The organism is Legionella impletisoli (assembly GCF_900639875.1).
Taxonomy (GTDB): Bacteria; Pseudomonadota; Gammaproteobacteria; order Legionellales; family Legionellaceae; genus Legionella_A; species Legionella_A impletisoli.
Window position 1 is genome coordinate 137,566 of the sequence record NZ_CAAAIA010000006.1, and the last position, 16,011, is coordinate 153,576.

Consider the following 16,011-nt stretch of genomic DNA (forward strand, 5'->3'; position numbering starts at 1 on the left):
TCAACATTTGCCCTGCATGAATGGCAATTATTCAGTATGTTAATATTTTATTAAGGTTTGGATGATAAAATTTTTTTACTAATTAATTTTATTATAGTTTAGGAGAGACTATGAATTTTAAGAATTTTATTATTAAAATCATAACCGGTATTACAGCCTTCTGTGTAATGCTTCCATTTATCATATTGGGGAATGGATATAATGCAAATTTTAGGTGGTTCGAAGAACGTAATCTTGAACCCTTGATCCCATTCAGTGCGTTCATCGCTCCATTGTTTGTACTATACAAATTACCTGAATCAATAGCATTTACTGTTACTTTAGCTGCTAAAGTAGCTGCTAGTGTGTTAGAAATATTTTCCTCAAATAAAAAGAGCGAAAGCGAGAAACTGGGGGTACTTGAAGAAAAAGACAGAAAACCTTCAGATGTTTTATCAACAGAAATACCACCAAGTGATAAAGAAGATGGAATCGTCAGTACAATTAATCAAGTGGTTGCGCATGATCCAGAACACAAAAAAATAAAAGAACTTGATAAAAATGCCACCGCTAGTGTAACCAGCCAGGGCGAAAATCCACATGGAATTTTTCACCATAATGCCCAAAATTCTGGCGAAGTATCCTCGGCTAAAACACCTGAGGAACACTTCCAATTAACATCATCTATTAATCACCTGTAGAGGGATGAGTCGAGCTTGCAAGACTAGGATTTCAAATAAAACGTTTTTCCCTGGTTAAAAGATTAGGGATCAAGTCTATTTATAATGCCATTAATTTTTGTATAAAAACAGGCTTATTATATACCGCTTTTTCAACCGCCATATCTCTAGCTGAAGCTAAATCAAACTCGTCTTTCTTCATAAAGATAATAGGAAACAACACAGGAATAACAACGTTATAAATAGACTTACCCATTGCTAGAGCAATCGCTCCCAAGGAGTTAAGCCATCTATTTGTGTGCCAGCCTCATTACGTACCAAATTAACGACTTTTGTTCCGGATGAATCTTCTATCATCGTTGCAAGTTCTTGGGAGTGTGTCGTTACCCATATTTGTGAATATTGAGAAGCGGAAACTATTAATTCGGCGAGCGGTTGCATTAGCTCAGGATGCAAGCTCATTTCTGGCTCATTTAAAGCAAGTAATGGAGCAGGCCTTGGGCTTAATAATGCGGCGACCAGGCACAAATATCGTAACGTTCCATCTGACAATTCTCTGGCTTCGAGCGGTCGCAATACCCCTGGCATTTGCATCTGCACTTCAAAACGTGTTTTGTTATCAACATTGATTAGCAATTTTGAACCTGGAAATGCCCTATCAATCGCTTCATTCAATAACTCATGATCACCAATTTCCATAATAGTTTGCAGGGCAGCGGCAAGATTATACCCATCATTACCTAAAATTTCAGTTCGGATCCCTATTTGAGGATTTCGTATGAGTGATTCAGGATCAGTTCGAAAATGATGATAAAATCGCCATTTTTTTATTTCATGACTTAATGAAAATAACTCAGGGTACAAATGTGGATCTTGTAATTGAGATAACACAGATTCTGAATGAGACAAACTAACGGGGTAAGGAATACGTTTGCCGTCAGTGTTGGTGAACCAAGCGATGGCGCCTTGTCTTTCTATTAATGTATTGCTCGGTCTTCTGGAATCTCCAAACCATACATATTCTTCTTTAACTTCTGGATCAAGCCTAAATTTAGATAAAGTCGGTTTTGGTAAACCACATGAGATTTCATAATTCAAATCATCCGTTTGAAGACTTAATACCAGTCGAACTGAGGCTTTTGTTTGAGTGGTTTGTTTTTTATTTCCTGCCCATAAAACAGAAGGCATCCCGCCCTCCAAGGCAAGTGTTTTTGACAATTCACCATTGACCGCTTTTGCCAATAAATAAACAGCTTTATATAAATTACTTTTTCCACAACCATTTGCCCCAGAAATAACATTTACGGTGTCCATTGATAAACGTAGGTTTTGAATTGACCGATAACCTTGTATCGAGAGCATTTTAATAGCCATTTTTATTTACAGGTTCCTTATAAAAGAATTCTTGTTTTTTCATGGACGAAAAGCCCTTGGAGTTAAGTCTATTTATAATGCCATTAATTTTTGTATAAAAAGCAGGCTCATTATATATCTCTTTTTCAACCGTACATACCTCTAGCTGAAGCTAAATCAAACTCGTCAGACTTGCCCCTATATCTATATATAGCGGCGTATTTTGTGCATTTTGCGATTAATTGCGATTTAATGCTATAATACCTTTATACCCTATTTGGAGAGGAAAAATGGCTCAATCAGTTAGACTATCTGATGATTTAGTCAATCAAGCAAAAGCGGTTGCTGAAGTAATGTCTCGCTCCGGTGCCGGACAAATTGAGCATTGGGCTAAAATTGGCAGAATCGCTGAGGCAAACCCTGATTTAACCTACGAATTTATTCGTGATAGCCTACTTGCAAAAGCAGAAGTGGACAACGGCTTGGTTGATGAATATGAGTTTGATAATTAAGCAATCTAATTCATTTAAGAAAGCCATTAAGAAACTACCTAAACAACAAAAATCCCTGCTTGACACCGAGGTCAAGAAACTTGCAAAAAATCCTTTACTGGGAGAAAGAAAAAAGGGCGACCTTGATTTTCTTAGAGTGTATAAGTTTAAACTATCTAATCAAGAAGTGCTTTTAGGATATATGTTTGAGGAAGATGAGTTAATCTTAACTTTGCTAAAGCTTGGTACGCATGAAAATTTTTACAGAGACATCAAAAAAAATTAATCATGTTTTTCTTCATCCATATACTCTATAAATATGCAGGTCTTAGGGATCAAGTCTATTTATAACGCCATTTATTTTTGTATAAAAAGCCGGCTTATTATATACCTCTTTTTTAACCGGACATCTCTCTAGCTGAAGCTAAATCAAACTCGTCTGTCTCCATAAAGATAATAGGAAACAACACAGGAATAACAACGTTATAAATAGACTTGATCCCTATACTACTACTCCTTGCTGATGAGATTATATCAATCTCTGTATTACAGGTCGTTTGCTTTGGGCCAACTGGGAAGAAACTAAGACAACGAACTAAAATTTGGAGATAAATAAGTGAAATTTACTTTCTGGCTTGGTGATTGATTGACTTCTGAGTAATTTGGGACTCATAAAAGCGCTCTATGACGGCCAGTCGTTCTTTAGCGAGTTCATATTTATAACTAGATTGAGGCGGCATTCTTTTTAAGTCTTTTCCCCCTGCATGTACTTGATCTGCAAATATTTCGTTTAAGGAACGATTCGGCGCTTTTAAAATTTCGTATAACACCATAAACGTGGTTGTTCTACCTTGTCCACCGCGGCAGTGAAAATAAAGCCATGTGTCTTTTGGAATAGAATGGACAAATTGGATAAATTTATTAAGTTCAGATTGCTCAGGGGGAGCATGATCTAAGACATAAAAGCGTTGGTATCCTATACCAAGTTTTGATGCCAATTGAGCCTCACTTAACACACTTAATGGCTTTAATATCGTTTGCGAATACTTATCGGCTTCTTTTCTTAAGGGGGTAAGCGTTATCTTTGAAGTTTGACTAACTTGGTTGAGTAAATCACGCTCTTCAAACTCAATGCGGCTAATGGATTTATTTTGATTATCCCAATTCCTATGGCCATACCAGCTGACGGGAATATCATTAATAAATCCATGCGACTCAGCTCTTAAATCGACGATGATCACAGGCGCATTTAACTTGTTTAAAATCTTAATTAATTGAGATGGAGTAAATTGCCCGCTGCCCATCATGCGAAAATCTGAGTGGTTAATACTACGAAATCGTTTGGGTAATGTTGCTTTTGGATTTCCATCCATAACCAGTTGAGTGGTAGCTGAATAACCTATTGCAGATAAATAAAAGAATAGAAAAAAAAGAAATAAAAAAAACGGATCCCTAAAGCAACCAGGGATCCGTTTCATGAACTTAGCCAAGCAATAGCCCAGCCGCTTAACTATTCACAGTTTTCTTAGCAAATTCAAAGCCGGCGTTATCAAGGTCCTGAAGTGTGCGCTCAGAAAGTATTTTGTGCGCCAATGCGGTCGGATGAACGGGGTCAAAAAACAAATATCCGTCGCAAGGATCAACTTGACCTTTAGCTTGTTTGATTAAAGATGCGGCTAAACCCATCATGGTAGGCGAGGCATTTTGAATATCCTCTGAAGGTGGATATTTATCAAAACAAGTATCTTTCAAGGTTTCTTTGTTAAAACCAAAACTTTCAGGACCAAGAATTAACTCACTAAACATGCTCCCAACATTTAAATAAAGCCATTGGACTTCTGGGTATGCTTTTTGAAATTCTTCCACTTGCTGAAGTAACGCCACATTATGATCAATCGCAAGAATAGACAACTTGTCATTGGCATTATAGTCATAAGCTACCGGGGTTTTACCAAGATCGGGTAGATTAACAACGACGATGTGTTTTGCGCCCTTGTCAACAAGCCGTTGTACTTCCGTTTTAATGCCGCCGAGCACAATAGATAAAGCTTTATCATCATCCTCAGGCATTGCTAGATAATTATTAGAGCCAATCCAGACAATGTATAACGCATCCGCATCCGCTTTATCCTCATTTGCTAAAAAATAACTATTAACTTCCTGATGCAGATTAAATAAAGCCGAATCGGGATCTTCAACGGGATCTAATACGCCAGCACCCCCAAAAGCATAATCGAATAATTCGGTTTCTTTAGCATTCGCCACAAGCTCAATCCAAACGGGACCGTTGGTAAATCGCCCTTCATAATAAGGTGCGGTGGGAAATTGCTTTTTCATGTACTCATAGAAGTTGCCATTATCAGAGAGACTATCACCAAACACAACGATTTTATTGATGGGTGTAGCTGAAACAGCTAAAGAAAACAACAAGGTGAATAAAGTAAAAAAAATTCTCATGCCTGACCTTTTTTTAACAGGTTAGTTAAGCGCCCATTATAGTCTTGAATTGAATGTGCAATCAATAATTTATAGCGCTTTAGCTTCATAAGGGACTAAATTTGCTCAGCCTATATGTCCAAATGTTCGTTAATTATGGAACAGGCTTAAAGCCCACTTGACCACATTGACCCGCATAAAAATAATCAAAACGATATAACGGCCTGCGACCGGTATTTACAAAAATTTGACCTGTTTTAGTGCTGTCAATCCACTGCACATAGGTAGGAGTTGGACTTTCGGGTGGAGGAGGCATGCCGTTGACCGTGGTAAAATTATAGCTCATGGCGGGGGCGCCTACTGGGCCCATTAAAATATCCATATCAATTCCTGCGGGCACTTCATGTTTGGCGTTAAATGTCCCTGCCGGCCATTGTGCACGAGGCAAATCAATAAACATCTCGCTAATCCCAACATCTAATAGCGCTGTACCACAAAACTGATTGGGCGCTGGAGAGTCAGGAAAACGATAACATCCAGCCTGAGGGAGGAAATCACCTGGAACTTGAGCATTAGGTGCTAAATTAATCACATCATAATTATTGCTTGTGGTAATCCCTAAGGTTAAACCGGTAGGCGTCGTATTATCATGTGGTGTGAGGTAATAACCTGGGCTGATATCCGTTCCATTCATCGCATTGGTTAAGTGGAGGAACGCATTAGCCGTGGGTGAGTTGAATAAATCACCGGCCGTAGTGCTGTTTCGATTAAACCCAACCCCTAAATAGTGGAGAGTCGGTGCAGGCGGGTTTGTATAACAGGATTTTGTGGTTGGCCCCGTACAGAAAGCTTTATCAATAGCAAGAACTATTATAGGGATTGTTTCTACTAAGCCGTTATTTGTCTGAAATCTTACGGGGGCTAGGTAGTAATTTCCTGAATACGTATTACCACTGCTATCATAATATTTGACTCCATAAGCCCCTGGACCTATCACATTTGGGCTATTTGGCAATTCATGTTTAGGAACAATAACGCCTAAAGATCCTGTGTCGATGGTAAAGCGGGAAAGGGTCGCGATTGGTGCGGTTACCTCATAACCCACATCAGCTAATATCTGTAAGGGATCCGGTAGGCTTTGCACTAGTGGCACCTGATAATCACTACTGCCGTAAACACAAGCTGGGGTGTTTTGTTTTAATACCTGTGTCACACCTAACGCTGCGCCTTGATTCGTGCTGTCGCTAATCCAGGCATTGATAGAAATATTATTCGGGAATGATTGACCATTATAGGTAAACGTTACAGAGCCTGTGCTGGTCGTCGTTGACGTTGGAGAAATGACCCCGTTAGGTGCCCCATAAACGTCCACATGGATAGGATTCGTCGCACTGGGGATCAGTGGCTGGCCTTGAGAATTACACATCGTCATACTGATTGTAAACTGCTGTGCAAAATTTTGTCCACCCCCTGCTGGATTATTCACATAGGTAACTTCTGGGGTAAATTGAATGACATTCGCCTGGCAACTTGGCGGTGTAACAGGAATGATCGCTCTCTCTGAATCACTCACTGAAAACAAACAATATCCATTAGCATATTGAGTACACCCCGAGAGCGTATAACCTGGAGTATTTATTTTAATTCCAGCATTAGGGTAGGTATGGTTGGGTATGGTTGTGAGAATACTTAAGGTTGTAGATGAAACGGTATAATTTTGACAAGATAAAGGACCTTTTCCATTTAAACATAACGTAATACTTAAACTCGCGGGTGTGCCGGTTGCAGAAACGTTAAACAATAAGCCACTTCCAGAGTAAGCACTCTGGGAAATCAATAGCACCAACGCAACGCTTAAGTTTCTTAAGTTGTTTATCATAATTAATCCATACATCCCTATACTGATAAGGTCTATTTTGAAACTTCCTCAGAGGGTAACGCCGCATACGAATGCATTGGCGTAGCTATTGCCAGTATGAAGCGTATTGAGTACTTGATCTGAATTTCTATTGAACGAACCTTCACCTAAATAAAACAATTTATAACCACATTCTAATGAGGCTCTACCCAATAAATCATTTAATTTGAAACCAACACCCCCCATTGCACTCCAAGTGGTGGTAGTCCGTCCAGAAAAAATATTATCCACAAGGGTAATCCCTCCATCGAGCGATTGTTCTTCAAAATGACTTGTCCGCATAAAGTTTGGTCCAAATCCTAATTCCATTACTAAATCAAACTTTGGAGAATTGGTTTTCACAAGAGATTTTGCTGAGGCATAAATGGGGAAATGTTCGACATCATAACGATAAGATAAGTTCGTAAATAAATTTTCTTGTACCACCGTACCCTGTACGCTTGTTTTAGCAAGATAAAAAGCATTTACACCAAAGGCCATCTTGAATAATTTATACGATTGACCATCTATGAAATAACCTAAACCCATTAAACCGTTACTTCCTGTACCGCGCGTTACCGTAAAATCATCGCCTATCAAGTCGATGATGTTAATGTGTTGCGATTTACCTTGAGAGCTCCAATACCCCCCGGCTTGAACAATCACATGGCCGTCTTCTTTTAAATTAAGAGGAAAAACCTGGGTTGAGATAACCAACAAACAAATGAAATAAAAAAATTTATGAATACTTAATCGCATATCCGAGCTGCTCCATGCATGGCTTAAAGTGCTTCACCCTATCGAAACGCCTAAAATTTGGAATCATCATATTCGATTAGATGCATTAGTCAAGTAACTCTCGGGTCGCATAATACCCATTTTTTATAACCCACTAATCGTGAGCGCATTTAAAGCAATAACTGGGGTTTGAAATTCGATGCTTTTAGGAGTAAGGATTGTTATCGAATTCCCACCTTCTAAAATTAATTTGCCTCGCGCTCTAATCTCAATTTGTCCAGATTTTGTATGCCAAAATTGTGATCCAAGAGCAGTATGAATATTGAGATTTTCTGTAGCAACGAAAGCCATTGTATGGGTTGATTTGAGTTTTATCGTGTTGAGTGCTCTACAGAAAAACTCATTGGATTTTGCTTTTAATTCCGTTTGACACTGTAAGCTTATAAGGGTTTTGCTAGTAAAAAACGCCATGCCATCTTCACTGACCAACTGCATCGTTTCATTGCACCAAAACCTGACTTGCTCTAAAGCATAATACTTTAGCTCTTGTGATTTAATCTGAATGTGATTAAACGCATTTAACGCTAGATTCCCAGTGGAAGCGCGTAATAAAAATTGCGACTCATTCGATTGTTGAGACAGTTTAAATTTGGTTAAAGCATCCGCGCTTTTAAGCATGACGCTACTTTGTTTAGACGATTCACTAAATAACAACTGACCTCTCGAGAGGGATTGAATTAGACCGTCGGATTGATTTTTATCCGTCACAAGAGAGAGATTTTGTGGGGTCGGTAACGCGCCAAGAATAATGGGTTGATGTTGAATCCCATTTTGATAGCCTATCAATACCTCCGTAGCTCCTTGAAATGGAGAACTAAATCCATAATGATTTCCTGAGTAATACAGTGCGTTTCTTATTTTTTCCCACTGGGGTGAGAACGATTTCTCTTCAGTTTGGCCATGGTGGAATAAAATACAATACTCTCCATTGCTTGATACATTGGGATAAGCACTTTGGCGCTGTTCAATTCGTCCTAAATGAAATATGGAATACGGTTTTGGTTTTATAGCCGAACTTGATGGGAACTCTGAATAGGATTGCGATAACATCACCTCACAAGTTAACGGCACTCGTTTTTCTGCTGTTTGCTCAGTAAATCCTGTCAAGATCATTGATTTAACAGTGTAATTGGATGTCGTCATGGGATGATTTACCAGCACTTCTTGACCTGGAAATACCATGAATGTTTGTAAAGTCATCCATAAAGAGTCGCCTTCTTCATCAATTAATGATTGGCGATATACCGTATTATGAACTTGTTTTCCTATGGCATATGGATGATTAGATGAAACACGCGAACGCTTAAGCTCTGTGGTGTCAGGATCATAGTACTGATACTCGATGACTTGAGTACAAACCTGACTTTCCCGCGAAAACTTGCTTAGTTCATTAAAGCCATTGAGTCCGGAGATGGGCTTTAACTTAAGTTCAATGGGTTGGTGTTTTATCAACTCTGAGCGTGTATCGGTTATAACACACTTTACGCCTTCTAGCGTTTGCTCGTACTCATAAAATAAGCCGTACAGATTCAAAAGCTTATGGAAAAATTCGAGTGAGTTCTCCTGAACTTGCTGAAGCCAAATCCGCTTTTGTGAAGCGTTGAGCTTTAATTCATAATTCAATTTATCGCACAAGCCCGCTTGGGTTAGCATGGCATGGAGTAATTCAGATAATGTGACATTAGGATAGATGCGTGTCTCATGACGATTTAAATAGTGGCTCAGGGGAGAAATGACCACAATATTGAGCTCATGATGCTTATCGGAATACATTTCTTCTAAAAGCAATACAAAACCGTGAAAGGCATAATCGTTTATCGAAAAACAAACGGCTTCGCCAAGTTGAATGGTTTGCTGAGGGTTAATGATCGTGATAACGATTTGATATTCTTGAGATATTCCCCACTCTTTTAATATAAAGGATGCGACGTTCATATCGCCAGAGGACGTACTTAAAACATAAGAAGGACTTGTATCAACACCCATTTCTTTTCCATGTTATTCCCTTAAACCGGAAAGAGTAATGAATACGCCGTAGAAATACAAGCAAACCGTTTTGAAACGAAATTCCCGCCCTTGAGCGGGAATTATTAATTTCTTAATCCCTAACTTAATGGAGTCAAATTCAGCTGGCGGCCACATACCCACGCTTTATTCAAATGATGAACCACCTCTTTTTGCATTCCTTTCGGTAAACAAACAGTGGAATAATAATCATGGATCTTTAACCCAGTAATATGACGGCTTTGAAGCCCTGCTTCGTTGGCAATAGCACCCACAATATTTCCAGGCTTAACGCCATGAATGCGACCTACATCCAGTCGATAAATCTCTTGTTGCGCATCGGCTTGAAAAGGTTTAGTTTGGCGATCGTAATCTTTTTTAGACCGTTTTTCTTTCCGGCTATCAAAGGATTTATTCGTTTCTCGTTCTGTACGAGCGGGAAGAGAAAAGGAAAACTTAGTTTGCCAAGGCTGGTCGTGATTTAACTGTAACGCTAAAGCTGCAGCTAATTCTTTCGCGCCTATATTTTCTCTAGACATATACTCGCTAATCATTTCCACATAAGCTGGGAGATGATCGCTCTCAAGTCGCTGAGAAATCCCTGTTAAAAAGCGCTGCTTTTTGGCAGCCTGAATCATTGCATCCGTAGGGATTGTAATTTTTTCAATACGCTGGCGAGTATGACGTTCAATTGAATTAATCAATCTCGATTCTTTAGGGGTTACAAACAAAATGGTGACACCACTTCGCCCTGCCCTGCCCGTGCGACCAATTCTATGCACATATGTTTCAGAATCCTGCGCGATATCATAATTGATAACATGGGTGACGCGGTCCACATCAAGGCCTCGAGCAGCAACATCGGTTGCGACTAAGATATTTAATGTGCCTTGTTTAAATTGCGAAATAATGCGCTCACGAAGAGCTTGAGTGAGGTCTCCATGAATTGCCATAGCATGATGACCGTGTGCCTGTAAAAAGGTGGCGACTTCATCTGCACCACTTTTAGTACGGGTAAACACAATAACCCCTTGAAAGTCTTCCACCGCAAGAATGCGTAAAAGCGCCTCAGGTTTTTGACCTTGGGAAGCAAATAAAAATCGCTGTTCAATGCTTTTAACCGTGGCGGTGGCCATCTTAATTTCAACAGAAACAGGGTCATTTAGGTATTGTTTTGCAATTTGTCGGATTCGAGATGGCATGGTGGCTGAAAATAAAGCCATTTGTTTTTGCTCGGGCAATTGTGCCAAAATGGTTTCGACATCTTCAATAAATCCCATACGAAGCATTTCATCTGCTTCATCCAAAACAAACGTTTTTAGATGATTTAGCTTAAGCGATCCTCTCTGAATGTGATCAAGCACACGACCAGGGGTTCCTACGACGATCTGTGCACCGTCCTGCAGTTTTTTTAACTGTGGACGATAATCCTGGCCACCACATAAAACGGTAATTCGCACATTCGCTTGATGCACGGCTAAAGACTCAATATGTTCAGCAACTTGAATTGCTAACTCTCGGGTTGGTGCAATAATGAGTGCTTGGGTATGATTCAGAGGGGTCAAACCCTGCAAAATCGGCAATGAAAACGCTGCTGTTTTACCGGTACCAGTCTGCGCAAGTCCAATTAAATCCCGGCCTTTTAATAACCAGGGAATGGTTTGCTGCTGAATATCAGAGGGTTTTTCAAATTTCAAATCGGTTAAGGCTTGTAACAACGTAGGTGACAGCCCTAATGAGGAAAAAGCAAAAGATTCTTGAGACATAATATTCCTGTGAAATAATAAACCTAGAAACAGTTAAAAAATCAACTGTTCTTTAGGATAAACAAAGAGCAAGCGTTCACTCTGTTCAATATTCACCGTTATTTATGTCTTAAGACTAAATAACATCATTCCGAGCACCATAGCGACTTCAGTAGTACACCATCGAAAAAGACTGATTCATCCTTTTCCTTGCCAGGTAAGTAGGTTCACCATGACGGATGTTGTCTTTGAAAAGCTATGGCATCACAAATAAAGTAAAATGTTTACAATATTCGGATGAAACAGGAAACACGTTCAGAGTAGTTGCTTTATCTATGTTAAAATCAAAACTCAATCAGCATAATAGCAAATTTTTCAACATTATGCACTAAATTTATTATTCACCGGCAATTCCCGCTTATCTTAACGATTTAATAAGCGGGTTTATCTGCCAGAAACCCTCTATTCTAGATGAGGGCTGCTAATCGACAGGCCTGATCAATGGCATGACGAGCATCTAATTCTAACGCCTTATAAGCACCCCCAATTAAATGAACGGTCTTGCCAGACTCTTTTAAAGGTTCGAAAAGAGACTTTAACTCAATTTGCCCAGCACAAATGATCACAGAATCCACTTCCAAGACTTTGTCCTTTCCTTTGACCCGAATATGCAACCCCTCATCATCAATGCGAACATACTCTACACCGGGTAGCATATGGACTTTTTTATGTTTCAAGCTTAAACGATGAATCCACCCTGTCGTTTTACCCAGACGTTTACCCAGTTTTTCTTCTTTGCGCTGCATAAGATAAACTTCTCTTGGGCTCGGATTGACCTCTGGCGGTTTTAATCCTCCCCGTCTTGATACATCAATATCAATGCCCCATTCATTATAAAAGGGGGTTAACGCATTCCCATGCCGTTTATGAGTGAGCCATTCAGAAACATCGAAGCCAATCCCGCCCGCACCAATCACCGCCACACGATCTCCTGGCATTTTTTTGCCTTGCAAAACCTCGATGTAGGTCATCGCTTTTTCATGATCAATGCCATCGATTTCTGGAATACGTGGAATAACGCCTGTTGCCAAAACAATTTCATCAAATTCGTTTAAATCCTTTAGTTCTGCCTCAGATCCTAAGCGAATATCAACGTCGTAGCGCTTTAGTTGATGATTAAAATAATCAATACTATGCTGAAAGATTTCTTTACCTGGAATGACTTTCGCTAAGTTAAATTGCCCACCGAGTTCGCTTCTTTTTTCAAAAAGAGTTACCCGATGACCTCGTTCGGCAGCAACTGACGCAAATGCCATTCCTGCTGGGCCACCGCCAACTACCGCAATGCATTTGGGAGGGTAAGCTTCTTCATAAATTAACTCTGTTTCATTTCCAGCTCGAGGATTAACAAGACATGAGGCTTCTTTATTTTCAAACACGCGATCTAAACAAGCTTGATTGCAGGCAATACAAACATTAATCGCATTACTTTCCCCTAATCGGGCTTTTTCTGCAAAAGCAGGATCGGCTAAGAAAGGTCGTGCCATAGAAATCATATCGGCTATACCTTCAGCAAGAACTGCATCCGCTAACTCTGGTGTGTTGATCCGATTTGAGGTGATAACAGGAATTGAAATTTCAGGTTTTAATTGTTTTGTAACGCTCGTAAACGCGCCTTCTGGTACTAAGGTAGCAATCGTTGGAATGCGCGCTTCATGCCAGCCAATACCCGTATTGATAAGGGTAGCACCTGCCTTTTCAATTGCTTTTGCAAGCCTCACTACTTCATCCCAATTGCTGCCCTCTGGAATTAAGTCCAACATAGATAGACGATAAATTATGATAAACTTATCTCCCACTGCTTCGCGCACCGCTCGAACCACTTCAATAGGAAAGCGGATCCGGTTTTCGTAGGGGCCACCCCATTCATCGTTTCGGTGATTGGTATGACGAACGATAAATTGGTTTAATAAATACCCCTCACTTCCCATAATTTCGACACCATCATAACCTGCGGCTTTGGCAAGCTTTGCACAGCGAGCAAAATGTTGAATGGTTTTTTTAATTCGATGTTTGCTCATCGCCCAGGGTTTAAAGGGGCTAATAGGCGATTTGATAGCACTTGGAGCGACAACAAAGGGATGATATCCATAACGTCCAGAATGCAGAATCTGCAAGGCAATTTTTCCACCCGACTCATGAACAGTATGAGTGACAAGCTCATGACGTTCTTGCTCGTTTCGATTGGTCAGTTTCGCGGCAAAAGGAGCAAGACGTCCAGCGCGGTTTGGAGCAAAACCACCCGTGACAATCAAACCAACCCCACCCAATGCTCGTTCACGATAAAATTCAGCCAAACGTCTAAGGCTTTTTTTATCTTCTTCAAGCCCTGTGTGCATTGAGCCCATTAACAATCGATTTTTGATTTGTGTAAATCCTAAATCTAACGGTGTAAACATTGCTTTGTAGGGGGTATTATCAACACTTAATTCCATGTTTTTTCAAATCATTTGCTAAAAAAAATTAGTATATACCCGTAATCTTTCAAAATGCGAGATTTTAGATGCATTTATTTTTCTTCCTGCTCAATTTTAAAAAACGAGTAATGGCTATTTCCATTAGGAGTTTTAATTGAGCAGGAAGGAATAAGTATAAAACGCGCATTTTGAAAGATTACGGGTATAGGTTAATGCAAATGGTGTTGGGAATAAATTAAGAAAGTTCGAGGACAAGCGCTGTGTGATTTGAAAATAGCGTATACCGTTGCTACCATGTTTCTTATCGTCATCGATTAAATGCCAGGATGCTAGCTAAAAAATACCCTACGTTGATAGGTTATAGCGCTCTGATTTTTTGGGCTTTAGCCGCGCCTTTGGTGGTCCAGATTAAGTCATTACCCGTCTTTGAAACCCTAAGTATTGTTTTTTCTGTGAGCTTCTTAATTTCGGCAGTCAAATTAACCATATATCGTGAGTGGTCTAAACTAAAACAACCATGGTTTCTCTGGGTTATAGGATTTCTTGGTATTTATGGCAATGATCTACTTTACATTGCAGCGTTTAAGCATGCACCAGCAACTCATGCGGATTTAATTAATTATCTTTGGCCTATTATTGTGATTTTGTTCGCAGGGTTTCTTCCTAATGAGCGGCTCTGTTTCAAGCATCTTTTAGCTGCGTCAATGGGATTTGCCGGCATTTATATTCTAATTAGTCAAAATGATCATGGCTTTGATAGCCGCTATTTATTTGGTTATCTATTAGCTCTACTCGACGCAGTGGTCTGGTCACTTTACACGTTAATGGCAAGACACTACGGAAAATCACCTGTAGAAATCATAGGAATTTATTGTGGCATTGGAGCCATTTCTTCCCTGCTTATACACGTTCATATGGAGTCATTTATTCTTCCCAGTAACCTAGAATGGAGTATTTTAGTGATGATGGGGATGACGACCCAATGTCTAGCCTACTTTTTCTGGGATTTTGGAGTTAAACGAGGGAATTTCAAACTACTCACCATTTTATCTTATGGAAATCCGATTCTATCCGTCTTTTTTTTAATCTTATTCGGGATGGCTAAATTCTCTGTAGAACTTGGTATTGCTTGTCTTTTAGTTACCCTGGGAGGGTTAATTGGCATTATCCCCTGGCAAGCTCTTTATCGCCATGTATGGGTAAAGCCATTACCGGTTTCTCACGAAGAGTTGACGCCAGTAAAGCCCCAATAAGTGCAATGAAGCCACCTGAAAGTGAAAGCAAGGTAGGTTCTTCGTGAAGAAGTACAAATCCGATTAATGTGGATACCAGAGGAAGGGTATATAAAAATAATGCTGCTCTCGAAACCGGCATAAAATTAAGAACATAACCCCAAGCGATGTATCCGAGTGCCGCAGGGAAAATTCCCAAATAAACTGCCGCCGCATTGGCAGTAAAAGAGGCCACGTGAATTTCTCTCCATAACGCAGGCGCAAAAAACAATAACGACAACATACCTCCCCACATCGCCCAGGCAGCCACGGCCACTGGGTGATAAAGAGCTAAATATTGTTTCAACATCACCGTAAATACCGCACCCGTTAAAGCAGAAAGTAAAATAATAAGCATTCCATACATGACCGAAGCATTTGCATTTTCTGCCCAAGCCATGAGCACTAAACCTGCTAAACTGATTGCAATCCCAAGATACATGCGCTGATTCGCACGCTCATTTAGAAATAACAACGATAAAATCAACGTGAGAATAGGCATTAAACCCACAATGAAACTAGCCACACCAGCTGATACGGTAAGCTCACCCATATTTAAAGCTATGTTGTAAATTCCAATACCTATCGCCCCTAATAGAATTAGCCGAATTCTATGAGACCAGAACATAGGCTTTTTAATCGTTAAGATTGGATAAATTATTATCATAAATAGTGAGGCAACCAAAAAACGAAAGAGTGCCAGTGAGCCTGGGGTAAATGCTGTTAAGCCGATTCTTATACCAACATAGGCCGATGACCAAAGCAAAATGGTAAGTGAGAGCAAAGCGTTGACAAGGATAGACTGCATATTTTTGTTGCCACAATAATCATTAAGTACAATATTTTAGCACAAAAAATGGTTTTAAAATAGTTACTCTCC

General features: G+C 39.8%; 14 protein-coding genes. 4 read left to right on the forward strand and 10 right to left on the reverse strand.

Going from position 1 to position 16,011, the window contains the following annotated elements:
• Positions 1 to 110 precede the first annotated feature (110 nt).
• Positions 111 to 680, forward strand: coding sequence for a hypothetical protein (locus tag E1O41_RS07835; RefSeq protein ID WP_131776758.1), 570 nt, complete (start codon positions 111 to 113; stop codon positions 678 to 680).
• Between the two features lie 79 nt (positions 681 to 759).
• Here E1O41_RS07835 and E1O41_RS11755 read toward each other — a convergent pair whose 3' ends face one another.
• A complete protein-coding gene (locus E1O41_RS11755) occupies positions 760 to 936 on the reverse strand; it encodes a hypothetical protein (protein WP_165481147.1) in 177 nt (58 codons plus the stop codon).
• Entirely contained in the window at positions 918 to 2,033 is a 1,116-nt protein-coding gene (locus E1O41_RS07840; RefSeq protein ID WP_131776759.1) for an AAA family ATPase, read from the reverse strand. Before E1O41_RS07840 ends, E1O41_RS11755 begins: the two co-directional genes overlap by 19 nt.
• A gap of 269 nt (positions 2,034 to 2,302) precedes the next feature.
• Between E1O41_RS07840 and E1O41_RS07845 the strand changes: the two genes are divergently transcribed.
• Together E1O41_RS07845 and E1O41_RS07850 are read left to right on the forward strand one after the other, a co-directional pair.
• A complete protein-coding gene (locus E1O41_RS07845) occupies positions 2,303 to 2,524 on the forward strand; it encodes a ParD-like family protein (RefSeq protein ID WP_131776760.1) in 222 nt (73 codons plus the stop codon).
• A complete protein-coding gene (locus tag E1O41_RS07850; RefSeq protein WP_131776761.1) occupies positions 2,502 to 2,789 on the forward strand; it encodes a type II toxin-antitoxin system RelE/ParE family toxin in 288 nt (95 codons plus the stop codon). The genes E1O41_RS07845 and E1O41_RS07850 overlap by 23 nt, the downstream gene beginning before the upstream one ends.
• A 337-nt stretch (positions 2,790 to 3,126) precedes the next feature.
• Here the strand turns inward: E1O41_RS07850 and E1O41_RS07855 are convergent, their stop codons facing one another.
• The 7 genes from E1O41_RS07855 to E1O41_RS07885 all read right to left on the reverse strand — a co-directional run bounded on the left by E1O41_RS07855 (position 3,127) and on the right by E1O41_RS07885 (position 13,878).
• Positions 3,127 to 3,981 (reverse strand): phosphatase domain-containing putative toxin, encoded by an 855-nt coding sequence (locus tag E1O41_RS07855; RefSeq protein ID WP_165481148.1) that lies wholly within the window; start codon positions 3,979 to 3,981, stop codon positions 3,127 to 3,129.
• A 28-nt stretch (positions 3,982 to 4,009) separates the two neighbouring features.
• On the reverse strand, positions 4,010 to 4,960 hold the full coding sequence (locus E1O41_RS07860) for an SGNH/GDSL hydrolase family protein (RefSeq protein WP_131776763.1): 951 nt from the start codon (positions 4,958 to 4,960) through the stop codon (positions 4,010 to 4,012).
• Positions 4,961 to 5,093: 133 nt separating this feature from the next.
• Positions 5,094 to 6,818 carry a hypothetical protein gene (locus E1O41_RS07865; protein ID WP_131776764.1) on the reverse strand — a complete coding sequence of 575 codons (1,725 nt, stop codon included), beginning with the start codon at positions 6,816 to 6,818 and terminating at the stop codon, positions 5,094 to 5,096.
• Positions 6,819 to 6,866: 48 nt separating this feature from the next.
• On the reverse strand, positions 6,867 to 7,595 hold the full coding sequence (locus tag E1O41_RS07870) for a hypothetical protein (RefSeq protein WP_131776765.1): 729 nt from the start codon (positions 7,593 to 7,595) through the stop codon (positions 6,867 to 6,869).
• 123 nt (positions 7,596 to 7,718) lie between these two features.
• Complete coding sequence (locus tag E1O41_RS07875) at positions 7,719 to 9,620, reverse strand: contractile injection system protein, VgrG/Pvc8 family (protein WP_131776766.1); 1,902 nt, start codon at positions 9,618 to 9,620, stop codon at positions 7,719 to 7,721.
• Positions 9,621 to 9,739: 119 nt separating this feature from the next.
• On the reverse strand, positions 9,740 to 11,404 hold the full coding sequence (locus E1O41_RS07880) for a DEAD/DEAH box helicase (RefSeq protein ID WP_131776767.1): 1,665 nt from the start codon (positions 11,402 to 11,404) through the stop codon (positions 9,740 to 9,742).
• A gap of 446 nt (positions 11,405 to 11,850) precedes the next feature.
• Complete coding sequence (locus tag E1O41_RS07885) at positions 11,851 to 13,878, reverse strand: oxidoreductase (protein WP_131776768.1); 2,028 nt, start codon at positions 13,876 to 13,878, stop codon at positions 11,851 to 11,853.
• 308 nt (positions 13,879 to 14,186) lie between these two features.
• On the opposite strand from E1O41_RS07885, the gene E1O41_RS07890 reads away from it, so the two are divergent.
• On the forward strand, positions 14,187 to 15,113 hold the full coding sequence (locus E1O41_RS07890; protein WP_131776769.1) for a DMT family transporter: 927 nt from the start codon (positions 14,187 to 14,189) through the stop codon (positions 15,111 to 15,113).
• Here the strand turns inward: E1O41_RS07890 and E1O41_RS07895 are convergent.
• Positions 15,025 to 15,939: a DMT family transporter gene (locus E1O41_RS07895; protein WP_131776770.1), complete on the reverse strand. Its 915-nt coding sequence runs from the start codon at positions 15,937 to 15,939 to the stop codon at positions 15,025 to 15,027. The two genes, E1O41_RS07890 and E1O41_RS07895, sit on opposite strands and share 89 nt — an antisense overlap.
• Between the last annotated feature and the right edge of the window lie 72 nt (positions 15,940 to 16,011).